Source organism: Xylanimonas ulmi (assembly GCF_004216535.1).
Lineage (GTDB): Bacteria > Actinomycetota > Actinomycetes > Actinomycetales > Cellulomonadaceae > Xylanimonas > Xylanimonas ulmi.
The window spans coordinates 3,176,508-3,198,896 of record NZ_SGWX01000001.1 but is presented as its reverse complement, the minus strand read 5'-3'; the positions used below and the strand labels follow the sequence as shown (position 1 = coordinate 3,198,896).

Here is a 22,389-nt window from a genome sequence, read left to right as displayed (position 1 = left end):
TCTTCGGCGCACGTCGTGGCGTCCTCGCGCGCATCGCGACGCCCGCACTGGGCGGCAACCGGGCGCCAACCGGGCGCCAACCGGGCTGCCTGTGGGATCCACCCGGGACCGTCCGGTGTCCGCCGGGGCGTCGCGAGTGCGCGCGGGCCGTGGGGATCGGGGAGAATCGCATACCGTGTCGATCCCCGAGCAGGAACTGCTGCACCGCGCGCTGCGCACGCTGACCACCATGGCGCCCGCCGCGATCGAGCTGGGCACGGTGTTCGCCGCCGCGGGCCACGAGCTCGCCCTGGTGGGCGGCCCGGTGCGCGACGCGTTCTTGGGCCGGGCGAGCAACGACCTCGACTTCGCGACGTCGGCGACCCCTGACCAGACGCAGGAGCTGCTCGCGCGTTGGGGTGACGCGCACTGGGACATCGGCAAGGAGTTCGGCACGATCGGCGCGCGGCGGTTCGCGCGCGGTGCGGACCAGGGCGCCGACGTCGTCGTCGAGGTCACCACCTACCGCTCGGACCAGTACGACCCGGCGTCACGCAAGCCGGTGGTCGCGTTCGGCGACACGCTCGACGGCGACCTGTCGCGCCGCGACTTCACCGTCAACGCCATGGCGGTGCGCCTGCCGGACCTGACGTTCGTCGACCCGTTCGACGGCCTCGGGGACCTGGCGCGCGGGGTGCTGCGCACCCCCATCGCGCCCGAGCGCTCGTTCGACGACGACCCGCTGCGCATGATGCGCGCGGCGCGCTTCGCGGCCCAGCTCGGCTTCCACGTCGAGGCCGGCACGCTCGCCGCGCTGCGCGACATGGTCGGGCGCATCGAGATCGTCTCGGCCGAGCGCGTGCAGGCCGAGCTGAGCAAGCTGTTGCTGTCCGACCGGCCCCGGCGCGGCCTGGAGGTGCTGGTCGACACCGGCCTGGCCGAGCACATGCTGCCCGAGCTGCCGGCGCTCAAGCTCGAGATCGACGAGCACCACCGCCACAAGGACGTCTACCAGCACTCGCTCACGGTGCTCGAACAGGCCATCGCGCAGGAGACCGGGCCCGAGGGGCCGGTGCCCGCGCCCGACCTGGTGCTGCGCCTGGCCGCGCTGCTGCACGACGTTGGCAAGCCCGCCACGCGGCGGTTCGAGCCGGGCGGCGGCGTCTCGTTCCACCACCATGAGGTGGTGGGCGCCAAGCTCGTGGCGCGCCGGCTGCGCGCGCTCAAGTACGACAAGCAGGTGGTCAAGGACGTCGCGCGGCTCGTCGAGCTGCATCTGCGGTTCCACGGGTACGCCGACACGTCCGCCGGCTCGGGGCCGCGCGCGGTGTGGACCGACTCGGCCGTGCGCCGCTATGTGACCGACGCCGGGCCGCTGCTCGAACGCCTGCACCGGCTCACGCGCGCCGACTCCACGACGCGCAACAAGCGCAAGGCGCAGCGCCTGGCCGACTCCTACACCGACCTGGAGCAGCGCATCGCGGCGCTGCGCGCGCAGGAGGAGCTCGACGCGATCCGCCCCGACCTCGACGGCACACAGATCATGCGGATCCTCCAGATCCCGCCGGGTCGCGAGGTGGGCGAGGCGTACCGGCACCTGCTCGCGCTGCGCATGGAGCACGGGCCGCTCGGGGCCGAGCGCGCCGAGGCCGAACTGCGCGCGTGGTGGCAGGCGCGGGGCTGAGCCTGCGTGCGGGGCTGAGCCTGCGTGCGTAGGCCTCAGGGGTGCGCGGGCGCGGGATCCTCGGCCAGCGGCAGGCGACGCAGCGTGAACGCCAGCGCCATGGCCACGACCATGACCAGCGCGCCGACCAGGAACGCCAGGCGCGCACCCCCCGCCAACGCCGCCGGGCCTGCGGCGCCGTGCGCCTCCATCCCGAGTGAGCGCGCGGTGAGCAGCGCGACGAACAGCGCCGTCCCCGTGGCGCCCGCGAGCTGCTGCACCGTGCCGACGGCGGCCGAGCCGTGCGAGTACAGGTGCGGGGCGAGCGAGCCGAGTGCCGTCGTGAACAGCGGCGTGAACACGAGCGCGAGCCCGAGGCTGAGGACCATGTGGGCGGCGAGCACGAGCCACCAGCCGGTCCCGGGTCGCACCGTCGTCAGGCCCGCGAAGGCGATGGCGACCAGCGCCGTGCCCGGGACGACCAGCGGCCGCGGCCCGACGCGGTCGTAGAGGTTGCCGACAACGGGGCTCAGCAGGCCCATCGCCAGCCCGCCGGGCAGCACCAGCAGGCCCGTGGCCAGCGGGGACAGGCCGAGCGAGCGCTGCAGCACCAGCGGCAGCACGATGAACGACCCGAACATCGCGAGCATGGCGACGGCCAGCGCCCCGAGGCTGGTCGAGAAGCCGCGCGAGGCGAACACCCGCAGGTCGAGCAGGGCCGCGTCGGTGCGCTGAAGGCGCACCTGGCGCCAGATGAACAGGCCGACTCCGACCGCCCCGAGCGCCAGGGGTGCCGCGGGCGGCACGGCGACGTCGCCGGCGGCGGCCTCGCCGAGCGACGTCATGCCGTACACCAGCCCGCCGAAGCCGAGCACGGCGAGCACGAGCGAGAGCGCGTCGAGCCGTCGGCGCTCGCGCTGGGAGACGTCGCGCACCAGCGCCGCGCCCACCACGAGCGCGGCGAGCGAGATCGGCATCACGACGCCGAACACGCCGCGCCAGCCCAGCGGCGCCAGCACGGCGCCCGACAGTGTCGGCCCGAGCGCGGGCGCCGCCGAGATCACGAGCGAGACATTGCCCATGACGCGACCGCGCTGACGCGGCGGGACCAGGCTCATCACCGTGGTCATCAGCAGCGGCATCATGATCGCCGTGCCGAGCGCCTGCACCACACGCGCGACGACGAGCAGCCCGAAGAAGGGCGCGACGAGCGCCAGCAGCGTGCCCAGGCTGAACAGCGACATGGCCAGCAGGTACGACCCGCGTGTGCCCAGCCGCTGCAACAGGAACCCGGTCGCGGGGATGGTCACGGCCATGGTCAGCAGGAACGCCGTCGTGAGCCATTGGCCCGTGGCGGCGGTCACGCCCAGGTCGGCCATGATGGGCGGCAACGCGACGCTCATGGTCGTCTCGTTGAGGATGACGACGAATGTCGAGGCGAGCAGCAGCGCGATCGCCGTGAAGTGCGCGCGGGGCAGTGGGCCCGACGTCGTGTCGTGCGCGTCGGGCAGGGCGCTCATGTCGCTGTCGGGCAGACGGTCGGCGAGCGCCGGCGTCGGGTGTGCCGAGTCCATGGGTGTCTCCGTCGTTCGTGGCGTAGGGGACGGCCGCGGGCGACGGCGCACACAACCTCAACCGACATGACGCGTCAGGCGCGCGCTCTATTCCCGACAGCGTCCGACGCGCCCCGCGCCGGGGTCCGGGTTCGGGCCGCCGACGAGCCGCGTCGGCGCCGCGGGGCGGCGAGCACCGACTCGTAGGCCTCGACCGTGGCGACGGCGATGCGGTCCCAGCCCAGCCCGTCGAGGTCGCAGACCTCGGGGCGCGGCGCCGCCGCCCAGGCGAGCGCGTCGCCGAGCGTGGCCGCGTCGAGATCGCCGTCGTAGCAGCGCACCCAGCCCGGCCCGACGGTCTCGGCCAGCTCGGTCATGGCGCCGATGGCGGGGACCAGCACCGGTCGGTCGGCCGACAGCGCCAGGAGCGCGGAGCCGGAGTTCTGGATGCGGCGGTAGGGGAGCACCACGAGGTCCGCGGCGCGCAGCCACAGCGCGAGCCGGTCCGCCGGGAGGAACTCCAGCTCGGCGATGACGCGCTCGTCGGCCTCCGCGAGCGCGCGCAGCCCGTCCGCGTCGACGCCGCCCGAGGGCTTGCCGACGACCGCGAGGCGTGCCTGGGGGTCGGGGACCTGCGCGAAGACTTCGATGAGGCGCGGGACGTTCTTGTACGGGCGGATCTGCCCGACGGTCACGACCAGGCGCACGTGCGGGCTGATCGCGAGGCGCTCGCGGGCCTGCGCGCGCGTGATCGTGAAGTCGTAGTCGTCGCGGTAGTGCCCGTGGGGCGTCACGAACGTCGGCAGGTCGGCCAGGGCGGGGTCCAGGTCGCGCACGGCCGCGGCGCCGTCGGCCGTCAGCGTCAGGACGCCGTCGAGGTTCGCCAGCAGCAGGCGGCGGAACAGCGCCCGCAGCGCGGGGGTGGACCGTTGCTCGTGGCTCGCCAGGTTGTGGGCGGTCCACACCAGCCGCGTGCCGCGCAGCCGGGCCAGGCGCAGCGCGCCGAAGAACGTGGCCAGGCGCAGCAGCACCGTGAGCGGCCGGTGCGAGGACAGGAACGTCAGGTCGGGCCAGTGCAGGTGCACGACGTCGACGCGCCGGGTCGCCAGTCGGCGCACCGACAGGTCGTCGACGCGCACGCCCAGGCGCCCCACGGCCCGGTACAGGCTGGCGTTGTAGGGGTTGGCGTGCGCCGTGCGGAAGGCGGGCTCGGCCTCGACGACGAGGGGGCGGCGGGTCATGGCGCGGCCCCCACCCCGTCGCGGGCGGGCGGCCCGAACAGTGCGCCGCGCGCGTGCGGGTACCCGGGCAGCCAGTCGGCGCGGCGGCGCCACACGACGTCCCAGTGCCCGCGCCGCCCGCGGCGGGTCTCCAGCATCGCGCGCAGCCCGGCGCCGGCCGCGAGCAGCCAGACGCCCACCCCGGCCGGGGCGCGGCGCCAGGTGCGCCGCAGCAGCGTCGTCTTGCCGGCCATGACCATGCACAGCTTGAACCCGCTCGACGCCGTCGAGCCGCCCACGGTGTGCACGATCGTCGCGTCCGGCACGACGACGGGCCGCAGCCCGGCGCGGCGCGCGCGGGCCGACAGGTCGGCGTCCTCGCCGTAGAGGAAGAACGCCTCGTCGAGCCCGCCCAGCGCGTCCCAGATCGGGCGCGGCGCGAACAGCAGGCAGCCGGTGACGACGGGGACCTCGCGCACGGTGTCGCGCTCCCAACGGCCCAGCGACTCGGGGTCCCACAGCCTCGAGCGGTGGAACGCCGTCGTCAGGCCGAGCGCGAAGCAGGTGAGCGACCACAGGGACGGCGCGCCCCAGCACGAGGAGGGGTCGGTGGCGCCGTCGGAGCGCAGTGTGCGCCCGCCGTACAGGCCATGGCCCGGGTGGGCGCCGGCGAAGTCGACCAGGCGTTGCAGCGCGCCCGGCAGCACCCGCGTGTCGGGGTTGAGCAGCAGGACGCCGTCGCCGCGGGCGTGGGCGACGCCGAGGTTGACCGCGCGCGCGAACCCGAGGTTCTCGCCCGCCTCGACGACGCACGCGTCGGGCAGCGCGGCCCGCACGGCCGCCCCCGTCCCGTCGGTCCCGTTGTCGACGACGACGAGCTCGTGCGGCGTCGTCGTGAAGCCCGCGGCGACGGTGGCCAGCGCCGCCAGGGTCTCCTCAAGCGTGTCGTAGGTGACGACGACGACGGAGACCAGGCCGGTCGGAGGGCCGGCGACGCGCGCGGCGGTCATGGCGTACTCACTGGTGTGGTCGCTGGCTCGGTCACGGGGTCGGTCACTGTCGTGCTCGCTGGCGCGACGTCGACGCGTGCGGTGCGGGGCGGGGGATCGGGATGGCGCCCCGCCGCTGGGTGTCCGGGGCGCCAGCCGATGACGCGGGCGGGCGCCCCGACCGCGACGCAGCCCGAGGGCAGGTCGCGCGTGACGACGGCCCCGGCTCCCACCACGACCTCGTCGCCGATGGTCACGCCCGCCGTGACCACCACGTTGGCGCCCAGCCACACGTCGCGGCCCAGCACGATGTCGCGCTCGACCTTGGGCTGGTCCATCACGGGCGTCCCCGCGTCGATGCGGTAGTTGGACGCGGTGAGCGTCACGTGGGGGCCCAGCAGGCATTTGTCGCCGAGCACGATCCGGCCCGTCGCGTTCCCGGCCCACAGCACCGAGTGCTCGCCCACGTGGGCGCCCGCGCCGAGGGTGATCCGCTCGGCGTTGCGGAACGAGACGTTGGGCGCGAACTGCACGCCGGGTCCGCGTGCGAGCAGCCGCACCTGACGCACGTGCGCGTAGGCGCTGAAGTGCGCGAGCCGCAGCGCGTGCAGGTAGACACGGGGGTCGGCGAGGGAGCGCAGCGCGCCCCGCCACCGGCCGCCGCCGCCCCCGGGGGCGCTCGCGGTGAGGTTGTCGGTCACGGGGCGCCTCCGGTGAGGTCGGGGGTGAGGTCGGCAAGGCGGTCCGCGCCGATCACCTGTTCGGCGAACACGCGCAGGACGGCGTCGACGTCGAGGCTCGTCGAGCCGACGACGGCGAGCGCGAACGTGTCGGCGTACGACGAGCCGAACACCGCGATGTCGTCGCGCGGGTCGAGCACAGGCCACAGCACCGCGCCGCGCACGGCGGCCGGGCCGAGGTGGCGCACGCGGGGACGCCAGGGGACGAAGCTCGCGTAGCCGCGCGCGGCGACCCGCGCGGCGCCCGGCACGCCCTGACCTGGCCCGATGCCCTGACTTGGCCCTGTGCCCTTGATCGCGTCGGCGACGGCCGCGTGCACGAGCGGGACCGCCTCGGCGAGCGGCGTGCCCGGCGGCAGGCCGACGACGGTCATGCGCACGTGGTTGCGCCGGTCCCCGCGCGCGGCGCGGTGGGAGAGCGGCACGCCCAGCCGCGGCCCGGCGGGGTCGGGCAGCATCTGGTCGAGCGCGACCAGGGCGGCCGCGACCGTCAGGTCGTGGACCGAGCCGCCGAGTTCGCGGGCGCGGCGCGCGACGGGCGCCAGGTCGTGGACGGCGAACGCGTAGCGCCGCCGCGGCACGAGCGTCGCCGCGAGGCCGCGGGCCGCGATGACGCGGTTGCGCACCGGGCGCACCACGCGCCCGGCCCATCGGCGCAGGCGGCGGCGGAAGGGTTTGCGCCAGTACTCGTGCCACGCGGCGCGCGGCCCCGCCTGCCGCCGCCACCACGCTGCCCCTGCGAAACGCAGCAGTTCGACGCCCGACCGGGGCGGGCGATGCGTCCCGAGCGCGGGCGCCGCGGCGTCGGCCTCGGTCAGCGCGTCGAGCAGGCGCAGGCCGTACAGCCCGTCCCCGACCGCGTGCTGGATGCGCCAGGCGACGGCGAGGCGGCCGTCGTCGAGCTCGGCCACGACGGTGTTCCACAGCGGCCGGCGCGGGTCGAGCGGCGGGTTGAGGCGCCCGGCCAGCAGCACCGGGAGGTCGGGGCCGTCCGCGGCGACCACACCGGGGTGGAAGCGCACATGCGCGGCGACGTCGAGCGCGTCGTCGGGCACCCAGGCCGGTGTGGTCAGCCCGAGCGGCGCCGGGCGCAGGCGCCGCCGCAGCTCGGGCGCGTACCGCAGCCCGTCCGCGAGCGCGCGCAGCACCAGGTCGTGGTCGAGCGAGCCTGACGGGGTGCGGAACCGCTCACCCGCCAGCAGCAGTCCGGCGCACGGGGTGGCGTGCTCGAACACCACGGCGTTGGCGACGAACTTCTCGTCCAGCGTGCCGAGCAGCTCGACCGAGACGGGACGGCGGTCACGCATCGGCCACCCCCTGCGGGGTGGGGAGCGTGACTGGCGCGGGTGGCGCCTGGTCGACGAACCGCCCGGCCACCAGGGGTGTGCGCCGTGCCTCGCGCCACCCGCTCAGGGCGCCGGCCAGCAGTGCGAGCTGGGCGGCGCCCTCGCGTCGGTCGGCGCGCGCGCGCAACCACCGCAGCATCGCGCGCCTGGCGACGATCGCCCCGAGCGTGAGGCCCGTCGCCGGGCGCAGGCGCAGCCATTTGGCGACCAGGGCGCCCAGACCCCGCCCGTAGCCGCGGTACAGGTCGGTGTGGTCGGCGCCCTCGCGCGTGTTGGCGTGGTGCACCACGCTCGCCTCGTCGCGCACGACGACGCCGCCCGCCGCGAGCACACGGCAGAGCATGTCGAGGTCCTCGGCGCCCGCCAGGCGCCGCCCGGCGCCCAGGACGTCGTCGAACCCGCCGAGGGCGCGCAGGCGCTCGCGGCGGAACGCCATGAGGGCGCCGTGCCCGGCGTCGATGCCCTCGACGGCCCGGGTCAGGTGGCGCACACGTGCGGGGGCGAGGTCGGGCACTCCCACGAGCGTGTGGTCGAGCATCCGGCCCGTGACCGCCACGACCGCGGGGTCGGCGAACCAGCCCAGCACCGCGCCCGTCCACCCGTCGACCGCCAGGCAGTCGTCGTCGGTGAACAGCACGAACGGCCGGTCGCTCGAGGCCAGGGCCAGGTTGCGGGCGATCGACAGCCCCGGCGTGTCGGAGCGCACCGCCCGCACGCCGGCGGCGGCCGCGACGTCGAGCGTGGCCCGCGTGCGCGAGCCCGAGTCGACCACCAGCACCTCGACCTGCGCGGGGGTGACACGGGCGATCTGGGCGAGGCAGCGGCGCAGCAGGTCGCCGCGGTCGCGTGAGCACACGGCCACGGTCAGGTCGCCCGGGCCGGGTGGCGCGACGCGCGGCGCCTCAGGCGGCCCGGACACGGGACCCTCGGCGGGGCAGGGTGGCCGCCGCGCGGTAGGCGGCGACGAGCTCGCCGCCCGCGGCCTGCCAGGTGAGCTCGGGGGCGTGCGCGGCCGCGGCCTCGCTCAGGCGCCGCAGCCTCACGCGGTCCCGCGCGAGCAGGTCGAGGTGCGCGGCGAGCGTGGCCACGTCGCCGGGCTCGTGCAGCAGACCGTGCACGCCGTGATCGAGCAGCGCGCCCGCGGCGGTCGACACGAGCGGGACGACGCCCGCGGCCTGAGCCTCGTAGGTGACCAGCGCGCTGCCCTCCTCGACGGTCGGCAGCAGCAGCACGTCGGCGGCGGCCAGCGCGCCCGGTACGTTGGCGGTGAAGGGACGCACGTCGACGCCCGCCGTGACCAGGGGTTCGAGCACCGCGCGGTACTGCGGCACGAGCCCGAGGTCGCCGTGCACGACGAGTCGTCCCTCCCGGCTCGCGCCCGACGCCGCCCACGCGGCCAGCGCATGGTGCAGCCCCTTGCGCGGCTCGCCGCGGCCGAGGAACACCGCGCGCAGCGGTCGCGCCGGGTCGTACTGGCGGGGCGGTGGCGCGCCGCCCGGACGGTAGCCGTAACGATGGCGCAGCAGCCGCTCGGGCGCGGCGCCGCGATCGAGGAAGGAGCGGCGCACGGGCTCGGAGGGGACCAGCAGCGCGGTCGCCGCCTCGTACTCGGCCTCCTCCAGGCGCAGTTTGCGCGGGTCGCCCGCGTGCGCCAGACGCGGCGGCATCGCGACGCCCAGCCGCGCGCACTCGGCGGCCACGACGGCGAAGGCGTGCGCGGTGTGCGTGTTGGGGACCTCGCGCACCGCGGGCAGGCCGGCCTCTCGCGCCGCGCCGAGCGTCGCAAGGCACGCGGCGGGCCAGGCGTGCACGACGTCGAGCGTGTCGGCGAGTCGGGTCACCGCGCGTGCGGCGACGCGGTCGTGGTGCCGAAACGCCCGCTCGCGGCCGAGCGCGCGGTGCGGAACACGCACGCCGGCGACGGCGAGCGTCGTGGTCAGCGAGGCGAGCCCGGCCACGGGCCGCTCCAGGCTGGTGGTCACCAGGTGCACGCGGTGCCCGGCGGCGACGAGCTCGGTCACCTGATTCCAGGCGGTCCAGCCGATGCCCGGGGCGCCGACGGGGTGCGGGAAGCTGTACAGCACCGTCAGGGGCGCGCCGACGTCGACGCTCGTCGGGCGGTGCGTCGAGGGGCGGGGAGGGAATCGAGTCACTGTCGCACTCCGTCCGGTGCGAGGAACCTGCGGCCCTGCCACCTTCACCGCAACGCGGCGGCCCGCGCAAGGCCTCGACGACGAATCCCCCGCTCGGTCGCCAAGCGTTTACACACGCGCAACCATGCGGTGCGGGTGGGGTTAACACGAGCCCCCCACGATGAGGGTGCAGTCCAGGCATCGGTGCCTCTCCATCAGGACCCGTCTGAGCGGGTACGACCGGAAGGAGCGTCCGCCATGGACGTGCCGAAGTACCTCGAAGTGCTGTGGAACCACCGGCGCCTGCTGGTGGCCGGATTCGCAGTCGCCGTGCTCGCCGGCCTTCTGGCCGGGTTCACGGTGCAGGACGGGCGGATCGTCTCGCGCGCCGTCCACTCCTATGCGGCCTCGACGACAGTGCTCGTCTCCAGCCCCAACCAGCCGCTCTACCAGGCGGAGGTTCCGGGGCAGACGATCACCCAGGGGCAGTCCGCGCCGACCGAGCGGGATCTGAGCCAGTCCGCGGTCGTCTACGCCTATATCGTCGCGGGCGCCCAGGTGCGCTCCGAGGTCGAGGCCACCGTGGGCGACCTCGCGCCCGACGAGCAGATCACCGGCATTCGGCGCACCACCCAGCCGGGCGGGGACGAGAAGTTCCCGGGACGGCTGGCGCTGCCGATCCTCGACGTCGTCGGCGTCTCGAGCGACCCGGGGCGTGCGGAGGCGATCTCCGCCGCCGCGACCACGGCGTTCGTCGCCGAGGTGACCCGTGAGCAGGACGCGGCCGCGATGCCGAAGGAGCAGCGCGTCGAGCTCACCACGCTCAATGTGGGCTCCGCGGCCGAGGCGGACTCGTCCAACCCGGCCATCCCTGTGGTGGTGACCGCGCTCGGCGTGATCCTCGTGTTCGTCGCGCTCGCGTTCATGCTGGAGAACGCGCGCCAGCGACGGGTCGCCGCGCCGGCGCCAGAGCCGGGCCGTCGGACGCGGGCGCGCGGCGGGCGCCGCCGTCGGCAGGGGGCCGGGGACGACGGCGCAGGAGTCGACGGCGCAGGAGTCGACGGCGCGGTGGTCGGCGGGGAGCAGGACGCCGAGGGGGGGCAGGAGACCGCCCCCCTCGCCGGGCCGCACGACGCGCCGAGCGAGGTGGACGCCGACCGCGTGCCCGCCGTCGCCGGCGAGCGCTGATCGGGGCCCGGCGTGGTCCTCGCCCTCAGCCCCGATGCGCCGCGCCCTGAGACGACGGCCCCTGCTTCGGCGGGGTTCGGCGAGCCCGACCTCGCGCGTGCGCCGCGCCGCCTGACGCGCCGCGAGACGGTCGGGGCCGCGCTCGTCGCGGTCGTGCTGCTCGTCGCCGCCTGGGCCGTGCCCCCGCCGTTCGCGGGTGGGCTCGCCGTCGTCGTGGCGGGGGTCTACCTGGCCCGCGGCGCGTTGCGCCGCCGCGAGACCTGGCTGTTCCTGCTGGTCGCGGTGATCCTGTTCGTGCCGATCCGTCGGTACGCGATCCCGATCCCGCTGCCGTTCGCGTTGGAGCCCTACCGGGTGCTCGTGACGCTCACGCTGCTCATCGTGCTGGCCGACCTGCTGGTCGACCCGGCGATGCGCTGGCGGCCCCTGCGGTTCGGGGCGCCCGTGGGGTTCTTCCTGGCGACCATGGTGTTGTCGATCGTCGTCAACGCGCTCCCACTCACCGCGGGCGGGTTGTTCGGATCGGCCGTGGGCGGGCTGGTCAACCTCATGATCGCCCCGCTCGTGCTGGTGACCGTGCGCCAGCTCGTGCGCTCGCGGCGCACCGTGACCGTGCTGCTGACCGGGCTGTCATGGTCGGGCGCCCTCATCGGCCTGGCCGCCGTCGTGGAGCGCGCGACGCACGTCAACGTGTTCCTCAAGCTGAACGCGGTGGCGCCGCTGACCCTGCTGCGCGACCCCGACCTGTCGCTGCGCGCGGGCGGGGCGCGCGCCTACGGGCCCGCCCAGCACCCCATCGCCCTGGCGGTGCTGCTGTGCATGCTGGTGCCGCTGGGGGTCTACCTCGCCCGGCACGCGGGCTGGCCGCGCCACCCGGTCAACCGCCGCCTGTTCTACGCGGGCGTCCTGGCGTGCACGCTGCTGGGCGTCGCCGCGGCGATCAGCCGCACCGCCGTCGTCGTGCTGGGGGCGATGTTCCTGCTCACGGCGGTGCTGCGGCCCCGGCTGGCGCGCCTGCTGTTCGTGCTCGGCGTGCCCGTGCTGCTGCTCGGCGCGCTCGTGTCGCCCAAAGTCGTCGGCTCGCTCGTCGGCTCGTTCCTCGACCCGGACTCGCTCGTCGCCTCGCAGTACACCTCTCCCGGCTGGACCGGGGCGGGCCGCCTGGCCGACCTCGCCCCGGCCACGGCCCTCGCCCTGCAACACCCGTTCTTCGGCACGGGTGTCGGCTCGCGCGTCGTGGTCGGTGACGACGCCAACGCGTTCATCCTCGACAACCAGGTGCTCGGCACCCAGCTCGACGCCGGGGCCGTGGGCGTGCTGGGCCTGGCGGTGCTCGTGATCGTGCCCGCCGTCATGCTCGTGCGCCACGCGCTGCGCGCGGGCGTGCCCGAGCGTGACGCCATGCTCGCGTTCGCCCTGGCCACGAGCGTGGTCGGGTACGGCGCCGCGCTGTTCTTCTACGACGCCTTCGGGTTCCTTCAGACCTTCCTGCTGCTGGCGATCCTGCTGGCCGTAGGCGCCTGGCTGCTGACCGACGCCCACGCGGACACCGCTGTGGACACGGCTGTGGACACTCCTGCGGAGGAGCCATGACCCCGCGCGCCTCGGTGGTCATCCCCGCCCACGACGAGGCGACGGCGCTGCCCGGCCTGCTCGGGCGGCTCGCGGCGGCCGGTCCCGGCGCCTTCGAGATCGTCGTGGTCGCGAACGGGTGCGCCGACGCGACCGCGCAGGTCGCCCGCGCGGCCGGCGCCCACGTCGTCGAGATCCCCGAGCCGTCCAAGGCGGCCGCGCTCGCCGCGGGCGACGCCGTCGCCGTCGCCTTCCCCCGCGTCTACCTGGACGCGGACGTCGTCGTGGACGCCGACGCTCTGCTCGCGCTCGCCGCCGCGCTGCGGGCCCGCCCCGGCCCGGCCGTCGGGGCGCCGACGCTGCGCGTGGACGCCTCGGAGGCGAGTTGGGCGGTGCGACAGCATTACCGGGTGTGGGCGCTGACCGACTACCGCCGCGGCGGCCACGTCGGATCGGGCGTCTACGCCGTCAACGCCGCGGGCCGCGCCCGCTGGGGCGCCTTCCCCGACGTCGTCGCCGACGACCGGTTCGTGCAGCAGCGGTTCGCCCTCGCCGAGCGCGTCACGCTGCCCGATCACGCCTTCACCGTCCAGGCGCCGCGCACCGTGCCCGCGCTCATGCGCCGCGCCACGCGCATCCACCGCGGCAATCAGGAACTGGTGGCGCGCGGCCTCGCGTCGAGCCCGCCCGAGCCCGTGGGCGCCGCGGCGGCTGGGCGTTCTCCTGGGCGTTCTTCCGGGCGATCGCCCGGGCGCTCCCAGGTCGCCCTCCTGGCGCGCGTGGGCCGCCGCCCCGCGCTGTGGCCCGCGCTCGCCGTCTACTGCGTGACCTACGGGGCGCCGGCGCTGCGCGCGCGGGTCGACGCCCGGCGTGGAGCCCCGATCGCCTGGGCCGGACGCGAGACGGCACGCGCATGAGCCCCGCCCCCGCCCGTGGCGGCCTCGCGCACACCGCCTCGCGCGGCGTCGCGGTGACCATGGGCGGGCTGTGGACGCGCTCGCTCGTGCAACTGGCCTCCACGGTCGTGCTCGCCCGGCTGCTGGTCCCGGCGGACTTCGGCCTGGTCGCCATGATCATGGCCGTGGTCGGGGTCGCCGACCTGCTGCGCGACTTCGGCATGACCGGCGCCATCGTCCAGGCGCGTGAGCTGAGCGAGCGCACGTGGTCGGGTGTGCTCTGGTTCTCCGCGGGCCTGGGGCTCGCGTTGACCGGCGTCGTGGCGGGCGGGGCGCCGCTCATCGCCCTGCTCTACGACGAGCCGCGCCTGACCGTGCTCACGCTCGCGATCGCCCCGACGCTGCTGCTCAACGGCCTGGCGATGCCGCTGCAGGCCCGCGCCCAGCGCGACCTGCGCTTCGGCCTGCTCGCGCGCGTCGACGTGACCTCGATGGCGGCGGGCGTGCTCGGCTCGATCGGCGCCGCGCTGGCCGGATGGGGCGTGTGGTCGCTGGTCGTGCTCGCCGGCGCCGGCCAGGTGACCCGCCTGGTCGAGCTGTGGGTCGCGGTCCGGCCCCGGTTCGGCCGCCCCCACGTCGGGCGCGACGTGCTGCCGCTCGCGGGCGCCGGGGGGTCCATCCTCGGGGTCCAGCTGCTCAACTACGCGGCGCGCAACCTCGACAACGTCATCGTCGGCCACCAGCTCGGCTCGGCGGTCGTGGGCCAGTACTCGCGCGCCTACTCGCTGTTCCTCCTGCCCCTGCAACAGCTGACGGGGCCGCTGGGGCGTGTCGCGCTGCCTGTGCTGTCGAGCCTGCGCGACGACGGCGAGCGCTTCCGCCGCTACGTGCGCTCGGCCATGCTCGTGATCGGCTACGCCGCGCTGCCCGGGTACGCGCTGCTGGCCGGGGTGGCCCGCCCGCTCGTGGCCGTCGCGCTCGGACCGCAGTGGACGCTCGCCGCAACGCTGTTCGCGATCCTCGCCGTGGCGGGCGTGGCCCAGGCGGTCGGCAACGTCCAGGGGTGGCTGTACATCGCGCTGGGGCGGGCGCACCGGCAACTCGGGTACTACCTGGTGACCCGGCCGATCGTCGTGGCCGGGTTCGTGGTGGGCATCGCCTGGGGCGGTGTGCGAGGGCTCGCGCTCGTCTACGGCGTCGTGACGTGCCTGCTGCTCGTGCCCGGGTTCGCCTACGCGATCCGCGGCACGTTCGTGCGCGGGTCCGACGTCGTCGCGCCCCTGGTGCGCCCGGCCGTGCTCGTGCTGCCGTGCTTCGCGGCCTCGTTCGCCGTGTGCCAGATCGACGCCCTGTCCGACGTCGCCGCGCTGGCGCTCGCGCTCGCCGCGGGCCTCGCGGTGGGCGCCACGGCGCTCGTCCTGCCCGCCTACCGCCGTGACCTGGCGCGCATGGTCTCGTTCGCCCGGCAGGTGCGGGCGCCGCGGGCCCAGGGCCCCACCGACCAGGGCCCCACTGACCAGGGCCCCACCGACCCAGGCCCCACCGACCCGGGCCCCACTGACCCGGCCCCGACTGATTCGGACCCGACCCCAGCGACCGTGAGGGCTGCCGCATGAGAAACCGAGCATGGACCCGCACGGCCCTCGGCGCGGCGGCGCTCGCGCTGGGCGCCTGCGCCGCCGGTTGCGCGAGCGGGGGATCGGCCGCCCCGTCGGCGCCGTCGCTCGAGGCCGCGCCCAGCCCCACGGCGGTCTCGGCGCCCCCGACGGTCGCACGCCTAGCCGCCGTCGGCGACTCGATCACGCTGGGCGTCAACGCCTGCGACGAGGGCGGCCCGTGCCTCGACGAGTCGTGGGCGGTGGGGACGTCCGACGTCGACGCGTTCGCGGCGCGGCTCGCCGACGAGTCGGGCGCGCGGCCCACCACGCTGCCGTTCGCGCTCGACGGCGCCACGGCCAAGGACGCGCTCGACCACGTCCAGGAGGTCATCGACCAGCGTCCCGACGTCGTGACCGTCCTGGTCGGCGCGAACGACGCGTGCGCGCGCACGTTCGACGCGATGACCCCGGCCGACCGCTTCGCGAGCGAGATCACCGCGCTGTTGCAGGAGTTGACGCGCGGGCTGCCCGAGGCGACGGTGCTCGCGCTCTCGGTGCCCGACCTGAACCAGATCTGGGAGATCGGCAAGGACGACCCTGACGCGGTCGCGCTGTGGGACAAGTCCCCGAGCTGCCGCTCGCTGCTGTGGCACGCCGACTCCACCGCCGCCGACGACGCCACGCGCCGCGCCGCCGTCGCCGAGCGCGTCCAGCAGTTCAACGCGGCGATCGCCGGCGCGTGCGCCGCGCTGCCCACGTGCGTGTCCGACGGCGGCGCGCTGCACGACGTGCGGTTCTCCGCCGACGAGGTCTCGTCGATCGACCACTTCCACCCCTCCGCGTTGGGCCAGGCCAAGATCGCCGACGTGGCCTGGCAGGTGTGGCAGTCGCGCCCGGTGGGCGAGGGGGCCGGATGACGCGCGCGGGCACGCTGCGCGCGCCCAAGCTCCTGGTGGGCGTCGCGCTCGTCGGCGCCGCGCTCGCGGGGTGCACCGGCGCTCCGGCCCCGGACGCAGCGCCGTCGGCGTCCACGCCCGCGCCCTCGCCGTCGCCGCAGGGTCAGACGGTGTACGCGAGCCCGCAGGGCGACGGCGACTGCCGCACCGCGCAGACGGCGTGCGCGCTGCCCCGCGCGCTCGGGATCGCCGAGGCGGGCGGGGTGGTGGCGCTGGCCGCGGGCGAGTACGGGTCGATGGACCTGGTCGGCGAGGGCCGGCTCGCGTCGCTCGACCCTCCCGTCGTCGTCGAGGCGCCCGAGGGCGTCACGGCGAGCTTCGACCGGCTCTCGCTCGAGGTTCCCGGAGTCACGTGGCGCGGGCTGCGCGTGACGGGCGTGTGGTTCGTCAACAAGGCGGCCAAGGGCACGCGCATCGAGCGCGCCCACCTCGACGGCACGGGGCTGTTCATCCGGTCGCAGGGCGTCACGGTGGTCGACTCGCTGTTCGAGGGGGGCTCCTCGGTCGACGGCATCCAGATCGGCGGCGCGCAGGACGTGCTGGTCGAGGGCAACACGGTGCGCGACTACGACCAGGCCAAGGACAACGGCCTGCACGCGGACTGCGTCCAGATCTTCGACTCGCGCCACGTGACGATCCGCGGCAACCGGTTGTCGAACTGCTACAACGCCGGCCTGATCATCTCGCCCGGGCGGCGCACCGGCAGCGACGACCTGCTCATCGAGGCCAACTACATCCAAGGCTGCGTGGTCAAGACCGAGTCCTGCCGGGGCGGGTCGGCGACCGACCTGCGCGAGCGCACCGTCACCAACATCACCGTGCGCAACAACACCTTCCTCAACGGCTCGGTGCGCGTCGACCCCCTCGACGGCATGGTGTTCGACCGCAATATCGTCGAGTACCTCTCGACCTGCGACGCGCCCGTGACCAACTCGGTCATCGAGAAGTGGAACACCAAGATGTGCGCGGTGCCGAGCGTGATCGGCCGCGACGGGAACCGCCAAGGCTCGGTCCGGCTCGCCGACCGCGCGGGCGGCGACCTGCGCCTGACCGACGTCGCCTCGGCGACCATCACGCCGTGGGGCGATCACGAGCCCGCCAAGGAGTCGATCGAGGGCTCACCCATGAGCCCCGACGTCGCGGGGGCGTCGATGGGGTAGGGGGGCGAAGGGTCGGCCGGCTCAGCAGGCGAGGGCGGGTGCGCCCTCGGGTCCGTGCTCGTGGCCGTGCTTGCCGTCCAGCCCCGCGCCGTCCAACGCAGGCCCGTCCAGGTCGATCCGGGGCGCTGCGACGCGGCGTGTGCCGCGCGCGGCGGCCTCCTCCAGGTCGGCCAGCGTGAGGTCCTCGGGGGCGCGCGAGATGGCCAGCCCGCGCCGTTCGAGCTCCCCGGCGATCTGGAGCTGGTGGTCGTCGATGTGCTCGCCGTGCCGCGCCAGGCGCGGGACCAGGACGGGGCAGCGCCCCTGCTCGAACGCCGTGAGCGCCGAGCCCGTGCCCGCGTGCGCGACGACGACGTCGGCCTGCGCGACGGCCTGCGAGAGCTCGTCGTGCGGCACCCCCGCGCGGGTGCCGGCGATGCCGAGGGCCTCGGCCTCGCGCGCGCCGGTCGGGCCGAGCTGCCACAGCACCTCGCACCCGGACAGCAGCGGCGCGACGGCGCGCAGCAGCCGCGCGAACCCGTACTGCTCCTGGGTGCCGAGCGTGACCACGGCGCGCCGCACGGGCCGCCGGGACCGGGCGGGGGCGGGGGCGAAGGCGTCAAAGATCGACCCGTGATAGGTCCAGTGCCGGTCGGCCCAGCCGGGGTACTGCGTGAACGTCGTCACGAGCGGGTCGTGCATGAGGATCCGGCCGCTGACCGACGGGCCGTCGGCGCGCGCGGCGCTCTCGATGTACACCGCGCGCGCCCCCCGCCGCGCGGCCCAGGGCAGGAACGAGACGGCCGGGCTCGACCCGGTGCTGACCGCCAGGCCGAAGCGGCGTGAGGCGAGGATCTGATGGACGCGCCCCAGGGTCCGCAGGATGGCGGCCGCATCGCGCGGCGCGGCGTAGGGGATGGGGATGAGCTCGCGCCCGGCGAGCAGCGTGCGGCTCAACGCGTTGTCGAACGTCGCCCACGTCTGGTCCTCGGGTGCGATGCCGAGACGCGACGCGAGCGAGAAGAGCTGCTTGAGGTGCCCGCCGCCGGAGCAGACGAGCAGAGCCGGAGTGGACATCGTGGAGCCTGCCTCTCGTCGGAGGATCGCGGGGACGGCTAGTAGGCGCCGTCGCGCTTGACGACGGCACGGAACGTGCGCGCCAGCACGAGCAGGTCGAGAGCGAGCGACCAGTTCTCGACGTAGTAGAGGTCGAGCCGCACGCTCTCCTCCCAGGTGAGCCGCGAGCGGCCGCTGACCTGCCACAGCCCGGTCACCCCGGGCTTGGTCAGCAGCCGCCGCTCGGCGGGACGCTCGTACAGCTCGACCTCGCGCGGCAGCGGGGGCCGCGGTCCGACGAGGCTCATGTCGCCGCGCAGCACGTTCCACAGCTGCGGCAGCTCGTCGAGCGAGCCGCGGCGCAGCAGGCCGCCCACGCGGGTGATCCGTGGGTCGGCGCGCACCTTGAACAGCACACCGCCGGCGCCCTCGTTGGCCTGGGCGAGGTCGCCCAGACGCTGCTCGGCGTCGACGACCATGGAGCGGAACTTGTACATGGTGAACCGCCCGCCGTGCTGGCACACCCGCACCTGCCGGAAGACGACCGGCCCCCCGTCGTCGAGCTTGATCGCGATCGCGACGGCGGCGAGCACGGGGGAGAGCAGGGTGAGGGCGAGCAGGGCCCCCGCGACGTCGAACGTGCGCTTGACCACGTGGTTGACGCCCGTGCGCTGGGCGAGGTCGACGTGCACCATGGGCAGTCCGTCGAGCGGACGCAGGTGCACGCGCGGGGCGGCGACGTCGGTGAGCTGGGAGACCAGGATGAGCTCGATCCGGGCGTCCTCGAGCGACCAGCCGAGCTCGCGCACCCGCTCGCGGCCCCCGGGCAGCTCGCCCGCGATGATGACGGCGCGGGTGCGGCTGCGTCGGGCCACGTCGACGAGCTCGGCGAACGGGACCGCGGGCAGGTGCGCGGCGGCGTCGTGCTCGGGCAAGGGCTCGGCGTCGCTGCAGCTCACGGCGATGGGCCGGTAGCCCGCGCGCAGGTTGGCGCGCAACTGTTCCGCGACCCGGGCGACCTCGGCCGCGGGCCCCGCGACGATGGCCCCGGTCAGGCACCGGTCGGCGCGGCGCAGGCGTTGGAGCGCCAGGCGCCAGGCCCAGCGGCCGAGCACCAGCAGAACGAGGCCCACGGGCAGCGCGACGGCGAGGTAGCCGCGAGCGATGTCGAGCCGGGCCAGGAACGCGACGATGGCGAGCGCGCCGAAGGTGAGCACGGTCGTGCCGATGACCCGTTGGTACTCCAGCAGGCCGATGCCCGCGGCGCGCACGTCGCGCGAGCGGGCGAGGGTGAGCACCCAGGCCAGGCCGAGCAGCACCCCGACCCAGCCGTAGGGCAGGCGCGCGCCGGCCGACCACTCGGTGGCGCCGAAGCGCACGAGGTAGGCGACCACGAGCGAGGTGGTGATGGCCGCGGCGTCGGTGACGAGCAACGCCAGGGCGAGCCGTCGCCGCCACGACGGGCGCCGCGGCTGCCAGGCGACCGCGGAGGCGGCGGACCGTGCGGCCCGGGCGACCGCCTCGCGGGCGGGCTGGGCCGCGACGAGTGTGGAGGTGGTGGCGGACATGCCGCCGACGAGCGCGGCGTTCGGTTCCGGTCTCATACCGTCCCCTCGGACACCTTGACGGGTGGACGAAGCGTTCCTCCGTCAGCGACGGCGCAGACCGAGGGGGTGGTCGACGTCGACGATGCAGTGGCGAGGGGGCCGGGTGGTGCGTGGCGTGTGACCGGCCGCCTGCCGTCCATGAGACAGGGCCAAGGCGCGCCGCGCCAGGGGTTGTCCGGGACTTTTACCTGACTGTCGGCGGAATTTCATGCCCCCGAAACGAGGGCGTCGCGCAACGTCAGTTCGAGCACGGTGCGGTGGCGCCGGCTCCACGAGTTCGCCTCGACGAAGGCGGTCCGCTCAGGCTCGCCGAGCGGCCCCGCGTCGAGCGCGTCGTCGACGGCGTCGGCGAACGAGCGCACGTCGTCGAGCAGCGTGACGCGGGGGTGGACCCCACGCACGGGAGGCAGGTCCGTGGCCAGCACGGGCAGGCCCGCGGCCAAGTACTCGTAGACCTTGAGCGGGCTCATGGCGGCGGTGAGCGGGGTGCGGCGGTGGGCGAGCAGCGCGAGGTCGCAGGAGCGCAGCGCGGCGACCAGCTCGGCGCGGCCCACCCCGTCGTGCAGGTGGACGTTGGCGACCCCGCGCAGGGCGTCGACGTACGTGGGGTTCGGGCAGGGGCCGAGCAGCACGACGCTCAGGCCGGGCCGGGCCGCGGCGAGCGCGGCGACGCCCTCGACGTCGAGGCGGTCGTCGAGCGTGCCGACGTACACCGCGCGCGGGTGGGGCAGGGCGTCGAGCCACGCGGGGGCGCCGGGCGCCGGGCCGAGCCACTCGGCGGGCTCGACCCCGTTGGGCACCACGCGCGCGGGGCCGCGCGGCGCGATTCGCTCCAGGATCTCGGCGCTCACGGCCGCCACGGCGAGGCCCGCGTCGGCGATGCGGCGGTAGGCCTCGCGGTAGGCGTCCCAGTAGGGGCGGCGCGCCGGCGAGCTGAGCCAGTCGTCGCGCGCGAAGTAGGTGACCGGTCCGGCCCAGCGCAGCGGCGCGAAGCCCGCGACCAGGGGGTTGGTGGTGAGCACCGCGGGGTCGGCATGGGCGCGCGCGGCGCGGCGCACCGAGTGGTCGTAGGCGATGTACTGCGCCTCCAGCCGCGCGACGTCGGTGGGGTCGGCGCGGCGCAGCCGGGTCGGGGTGTGCAGGCGCACGCGCGCCTCGGCGGGGAACGGCGCGTCGCGCCGCAGCACGCGCCGCGCCGCGACCGTGGGCAGCGACCGCCAGGGGTTGACGACCAGCAGGTGGCGCACCTCGTCGCTGCCCAGCAGCGTGCCCAGCAGGCGGTCGGGGGGTCGCATCATGCCGCGGCGCACGGCGTCGTCCCATGTCTCGTAGCTGAACGTGAAGACGACGTCGGCGCCGCTCATGAGGCGAGCTCTCGCAGCACGCGCGCCGGAACCCCGGCCGCGACGGCGCGCGCGGGCACGTCGGCGCGCACCACCGAGTTGGCCCCGACGACGGCGCCGGCGCCGATCGTCACACCCGGGAGCACGACGACGTTCTGCCCGAGCCAGGCGCCGCGCCCGATGCGCACGGGCGCCACGCGCGTCAGCGGTTGGTCGCGGATGAACGCCTCGGGGTCCTCGAACCCGTGGGCGTGGTCGGAGATGTACACGCCGTGGGCCAGGGCGACGCCGTCCTCGATGACGACGCTCTCGACCGCGCTGATCGAGGTGCCGCGCATGCGCACGCGGTCGCCGATGGTCAGCGCGACGGTGTCCCCGCGCGCCGGGACCATGAGCCAGGACCCCGAGCCGATCAGGGCCCGCGCGCCGATCGCGATGCGGTGCGGGTTGCCGACCCGGAAAGGCAGCAGGATGCGCGTGCCGGCGCCGAAGGTCGCGAACCCGCGCGCGGCCACCAGGCTGAACGCGGCGTCGCGCGCCCGCTGGAGCGCGAGCAGCGCCTGAAGGCCGTTCACGCCGCCCCCGCGCCCGCGCCGCGGGCGGGGGCGGGCGCCCACAGGTCCTCGGGGAAGGCCGCGAGCAGCGGACCGGGGTCCCAGCGGGGGGCGGGCTCCCCGCCGAGGCGCACGGCCTCGGCGACGCTCGCGGCCGGGTGGAACCCGTCGCGGCCCGTGCCGCGGTAGTAGTCGTCGTACTTGAGCGGGTCCTCGTGGCCGGCGACGACGGCGCGCGCGGGGATGCCCAGCGACTCGGCGACCACGAGTCCGTGCAGGGAGGAGCCGACCACGAGCCGGCTGCGCGCGACGCGTTCGAGCACGGTGTCCAGCGGCGCCGTCGGGGAGACGAGCGCCGGGTGGCCGCGGTGGGCGGGCAGGTCGTGGACGTTGGGCACGAGCGTCACGTCGTGGACGGGATCGGCCGCCCACGCGCGCAGCCGGGGGTCGAGCGTGGCCAGCAGCAGCGCGGGGTCGCCGTACACGGCCGGGGCCTGGACGCCGAGCCGGGCCAGGGCCTCGCGCGTGCGCGGCCCGCGCACGGCCCGCACGTCGAGGCTGCGCGCGCGCACCTCGTCGAGCGGGATCTTGCCGTTGACGCCGCTGCCCCACACGGTGTCGCCGTCGCGCGCCAGGTGCAGGATCGAGCCGACGGCCAGCAGGCGTGCGGGCGCGGCGTCGTCGGTCGGGTCGGCCTCGACGCCTCGGGCGGCGAGCAGCAGCCGGACCACGAGGGGCCCGAGCAGGTCGCCGAAGTTGTCGACCGGCACGGCGGGATGGCGTCCGAGCAGGCGTTCGCGCAGGGTGCGTCGCCGTCGTCGCAGGGGGTTCCAGTGCACGACCTCAACCCGGGCCATG

General features: G+C 75.6%; 19 protein-coding genes. 7 read left to right on the top strand and 12 right to left on the bottom strand.

The window, feature by feature from the left end; translation table 11 throughout:
• Positions 1-175: 175 nt before the first annotated feature.
• Positions 176-1,663 carry a CCA tRNA nucleotidyltransferase gene (locus EV386_RS14755; protein ID WP_130416097.1) on the top strand — a complete coding sequence of 496 codons (1,488 nt, stop codon included), beginning with the start codon at positions 176-178 and terminating at the stop codon, positions 1,661-1,663.
• 35 nt (positions 1,664-1,698) lie between these two features.
• On the opposite strand, the gene EV386_RS14750 is transcribed toward EV386_RS14755, so the two are convergent.
• From EV386_RS14750 to EV386_RS14720, 7 genes are all read right to left on the bottom strand, one after another.
• The gene (locus EV386_RS14750) at positions 1,699-3,216 is read right to left on the bottom strand and encodes an MDR family MFS transporter (protein WP_242607985.1); all 1,518 of its coding nucleotides are present in this window, start codon (positions 3,214-3,216) and stop codon (positions 1,699-1,701) included.
• A 74-nt stretch (positions 3,217-3,290) separates the two neighbouring features.
• Positions 3,291-4,436 (bottom strand): glycosyltransferase, encoded by a 1,146-nt coding sequence (locus EV386_RS14745; RefSeq protein WP_130416096.1) that lies wholly within the window; start codon positions 4,434-4,436, stop codon positions 3,291-3,293.
• Positions 4,433-5,425 (bottom strand): glycosyltransferase family 2 protein, encoded by a 993-nt coding sequence (locus EV386_RS14740; protein WP_130416095.1) that lies wholly within the window; start codon positions 5,423-5,425, stop codon positions 4,433-4,435. The genes EV386_RS14745 and EV386_RS14740 overlap by 4 nt, the downstream gene beginning before the upstream one ends.
• Positions 5,422-6,105 carry an acyltransferase gene (locus tag EV386_RS14735; protein ID WP_242607984.1) on the bottom strand — a complete coding sequence of 228 codons (684 nt, stop codon included), beginning with the start codon at positions 6,103-6,105 and terminating at the stop codon, positions 5,422-5,424. Before EV386_RS14735 ends, EV386_RS14740 begins: the two co-directional genes overlap by 4 nt.
• Positions 6,102-7,451, bottom strand: a complete 1,350-nt coding sequence (locus EV386_RS14730; protein ID WP_130416094.1) for a wax ester/triacylglycerol synthase domain-containing protein — start codon at positions 7,449-7,451, stop codon at positions 6,102-6,104. The genes EV386_RS14735 and EV386_RS14730 overlap by 4 nt, the downstream gene beginning before the upstream one ends.
• The gene (locus EV386_RS14725; protein ID WP_130416093.1) at positions 7,444-8,409 is read right to left on the bottom strand and encodes a glycosyltransferase family 2 protein; all 966 of its coding nucleotides are present in this window, start codon (positions 8,407-8,409) and stop codon (positions 7,444-7,446) included. The genes EV386_RS14730 and EV386_RS14725 overlap by 8 nt, the downstream gene beginning before the upstream one ends.
• A complete protein-coding gene (locus EV386_RS14720; protein ID WP_165399954.1) occupies positions 8,393-9,643 on the bottom strand; it encodes a glycosyltransferase family 4 protein in 1,251 nt (416 codons plus the stop codon). Before EV386_RS14720 ends, EV386_RS14725 begins: the two co-directional genes overlap by 17 nt.
• A gap of 237 nt (positions 9,644-9,880) precedes the next feature.
• Between EV386_RS14720 and EV386_RS14715 the strand changes: the two genes are divergently transcribed.
• The 6 genes from EV386_RS14715 to EV386_RS14690 are packed head-to-tail and all read left to right on the top strand — an operon-like array spanning position 9,881 to position 16,992.
• Complete coding sequence (locus tag EV386_RS14715) at positions 9,881-10,810, top strand: YveK family protein (protein ID WP_130416091.1); 930 nt, start codon at positions 9,881-9,883, stop codon at positions 10,808-10,810.
• A 12-nt stretch (positions 10,811-10,822) separates the two neighbouring features.
• Positions 10,823-12,403, top strand: a complete 1,581-nt coding sequence (locus EV386_RS14710; protein WP_130416090.1) for an O-antigen ligase family protein — start codon at positions 10,823-10,825, stop codon at positions 12,401-12,403.
• Entirely contained in the window at positions 12,400-13,299 is a 900-nt protein-coding gene (locus EV386_RS14705) for a glycosyltransferase (RefSeq protein WP_130416089.1), read from the top strand. The genes EV386_RS14710 and EV386_RS14705 overlap by 4 nt, the downstream gene beginning before the upstream one ends.
• Entirely contained in the window at positions 13,296-14,894 is a 1,599-nt protein-coding gene (locus EV386_RS14700) for a lipopolysaccharide biosynthesis protein (RefSeq protein ID WP_130416088.1), read from the top strand. The genes EV386_RS14705 and EV386_RS14700 overlap by 4 nt, the downstream gene beginning before the upstream one ends.
• Entirely contained in the window at positions 14,891-15,793 is a 903-nt protein-coding gene (locus EV386_RS14695; RefSeq protein WP_130416087.1) for an SGNH/GDSL hydrolase family protein, read from the top strand. Before EV386_RS14700 ends, EV386_RS14695 begins: the two co-directional genes overlap by 4 nt.
• Positions 15,790-16,992: a right-handed parallel beta-helix repeat-containing protein gene (locus EV386_RS14690; protein WP_130416086.1), complete on the top strand. Its 1,203-nt coding sequence runs from the start codon at positions 15,790-15,792 to the stop codon at positions 16,990-16,992. The genes EV386_RS14695 and EV386_RS14690 overlap by 4 nt, the downstream gene beginning before the upstream one ends.
• A 21-nt stretch (positions 16,993-17,013) precedes the next feature.
• Here the strand turns inward: EV386_RS14690 and EV386_RS14685 are convergent, their stop codons facing one another.
• The 5 genes from EV386_RS14685 to EV386_RS14665 form a co-directional block, all read right to left on the bottom strand.
• Positions 17,014-18,048, bottom strand: coding sequence for a glycosyltransferase (locus tag EV386_RS14685; RefSeq protein ID WP_130416085.1), 1,035 nt, complete (start codon positions 18,046-18,048; stop codon positions 17,014-17,016).
• A gap of 38 nt (positions 18,049-18,086) precedes the next feature.
• Positions 18,087-19,631 carry a sugar transferase gene (locus EV386_RS14680; RefSeq protein WP_130416084.1) on the bottom strand — a complete coding sequence of 515 codons (1,545 nt, stop codon included), beginning with the start codon at positions 19,629-19,631 and terminating at the stop codon, positions 18,087-18,089.
• Between the two features lie 209 nt (positions 19,632-19,840).
• Entirely contained in the window at positions 19,841-20,998 is a 1,158-nt protein-coding gene (locus EV386_RS14675) for a glycosyltransferase (RefSeq protein WP_130416083.1), read from the bottom strand.
• Complete coding sequence (locus EV386_RS14670) at positions 20,995-21,552, bottom strand: acyltransferase (RefSeq protein ID WP_130416082.1); 558 nt, start codon at positions 21,550-21,552, stop codon at positions 20,995-20,997. Before EV386_RS14670 ends, EV386_RS14675 begins: the two co-directional genes overlap by 4 nt.
• Entirely contained in the window at positions 21,549-22,388 is an 840-nt protein-coding gene (locus EV386_RS14665; RefSeq protein WP_130416081.1) for a polysaccharide pyruvyl transferase family protein, read from the bottom strand. The genes EV386_RS14670 and EV386_RS14665 overlap by 4 nt, the downstream gene beginning before the upstream one ends.
• Between the last annotated feature and the right edge of the window lies 1 nt (position 22,389).